Source organism: Arthrobacter subterraneus, from assembly GCF_900099735.1.
In the GTDB taxonomy this organism is placed as follows: domain Bacteria; phylum Actinomycetota; class Actinomycetes; order Actinomycetales; family Micrococcaceae; genus Arthrobacter_D; species Arthrobacter_D subterraneus.
The window spans coordinates 1-1,999 of the sequence record NZ_FNDT01000049.1; the positions used below are offsets into that span (position 1 = coordinate 1).

Sequence of the window (1,999 nt, forward strand, 5' to 3'; positions counted from 1 at the left end):
GCACGCTCGCGCAACTCGATCGGGTACTTCCGCTGTGCTGCCATGAAAAACATCCTCCGGGTAATCGATGTCTCCATCAAACCCGGTACGGTTCAGGGCACGTGCTCACCAGTGTGCACGTCCTCTGGGGAGACCGGCCCGCAGACCGGCTACCCGAACTGACCGCGTTCGCGCAGTGGATGCGCGACTGGGCCGAACGCCCCGATGACTGGAACGAGAACCTCCTCGTCCTGGGAGACTTCAACCTCGACCGCATCGGCGACCCACTCTATGAGGCGTTCGTCTCCACCGGCCTATGGGCGCCGACCGAACTGGACACGGTACCGCGGACGATCTTCGATAACGACAAGACCCGGCACTTCTACGACCAGATCGCCTGGTTCTCCGAACCCGACGGGACCAGCATGCTCCAAACCCTCACCTACACCGGCCGCGCCGGGCACGTCGACTTCCTCCCCCACATCTACACCGGGCTCACGAAAAACGAGGTGTCCTGGCGGATCTCCGACCACTACCCCCTCTGGGCAGAATTCCGCACCTAAACCCGTCCCACTGCCCGCCTGGCCCTTGCGTATGGGAGGGTGCGGCTTTCCTGTGGCGGCAGACTGCCCGGCAGGTGCGGGTGCGGGTCGAAAAACATTGTCGGCATCATCTGATAGAACAAGTGTATTGGGTATCTGCTTGGCTGAAGTAGTCCACTGATGGCGGGCTGCGTAGCTACTTCGTTGGCATCTGCCACCCCTCAGCGCCGCCGCATTCGTCCCCCTCGTCCTGGCCCGGGGGCGAAGGCAGATATGCTCGCCCTTGAGTGATTGCTCCACGAGACTCTGATCATCGGACCCGAGGAGAGGCCGTTGTTCTACATCCAGAAGCAGGTAGCCCGGGTCTTCGTCCGCCTCCATGACCTTGGTAGGTAGTTGTGCAATACATCCTAGTTCTGCAGTGGCCAGCCGACTCGGAGGCGGACTATGACGCCCTCATCGCCATGGAGGACGCGCTGGAGGGCGCACTCCCCGCCGCCCATGGCTTCGTGGATGGGCACGACTTCGGCGCAGGCGAGATGAACATCTTCGTCCACACTGACGACCCATTCGAAGCGTTCGGGGACGCGGCGACGTCCCTTGGTGCTGACCCAAGATGGGCCGAGGTACGGGCGGCGTACAGGCCTACAGAAAATGATCGCTACGTTCTCGTGTGGCCGGAAACGCTTCAGAATTTCTCTGTGTCGTGATGCATCCTGCCCTGCCCTTCATCCTGGCAACGCTGTTACTCGGCTAAGCAACAGTCGACGCGTTCTTGATGCGAGCGGTCATCGACCATGGTCGGGACCACGAACTTTGGAACATATGGCTCGGTGACCGCCGCAGCTCTCATGCCACTCCTCAATGAGGCGATCGCTGGGGCTGAGCGATATGCCGCTCGGAAAGGTTTTGCGGCCGTCGTCTCATCAATAGCCTCGCGCAGGTCAGTCCGTAGCCGCTCCCCAGTATGGCTCTCCCGCCCGTGGGTTGAGTGCGGGTCACTCGTCGCGAGGGATGACGAGGTCCTTCAGGGGCGCGGGGTCTGCGTTGGTGGCCTGCTGGAGTAGCCGATAGAAGAGCAGGCCTCGACTTCTGGCTGTTCTCCGGTTGAAGCGGAAGGTGAACTCGTCGAGATAGTAGCTCAGCTGTTCCCGGGAGATGCCCTGATGCAGGGTGCCGTCGATCCAGCGCTTGAGCTGGGAGGCGGCCATGTGGACCGCCGGCATGTTCACGTGCGCCGGGATGTCGGAGCCGAGCTGGGTGAAGTACTCGTGCTGGTAGCCGAGGTCGGTGAAACGGCGTAACTGCCTCGCCCCGTCGGTGCGGATGGTCGAGCCGGGTTCGACGACACGCTGGCCGAACTTCACCAGGGCCAGCCTGCGGTCAGTCGGGCCGGGCTCTAGGGCGTGTCTGCTAAATATCCGGCTTATCGTGTTTGAAGCTGGATAGATGATTCGTTCGAATGTGATTTCAGATGA

General features: G+C 61.7%; 3 protein-coding genes. 2 read left to right on the plus strand and 1 reads right to left on the minus strand.

Annotated elements, in window-relative coordinates; all coding sequences use genetic code 11:
* Together BLS52_RS18130 and BLS52_RS18135 are read left to right on the plus strand one after the other, a co-directional pair.
* A partial coding sequence (locus tag BLS52_RS18130) for an exonuclease/endonuclease/phosphatase family protein (RefSeq protein WP_483860442.1) occupies positions 1-542 on the plus strand: 542 nt, incomplete at its 5' end.
* A gap of 377 nt (positions 543-919) precedes the next feature.
* Entirely contained in the window at positions 920-1,231 is a 312-nt protein-coding gene (locus tag BLS52_RS18135) for a hypothetical protein (protein ID WP_090588582.1), read from the plus strand.
* Between the two features lie 288 nt (positions 1,232-1,519).
* On the opposite strand, the gene BLS52_RS18140 is transcribed toward BLS52_RS18135, so the two are convergent.
* The gene (locus BLS52_RS18140) at positions 1,520-1,990 is read right to left on the minus strand and encodes a transposase (protein WP_090588584.1); all 471 of its coding nucleotides are present in this window, start codon (positions 1,988-1,990) and stop codon (positions 1,520-1,522) included.
* Positions 1,991-1,999 lie beyond the last annotated feature (9 nt).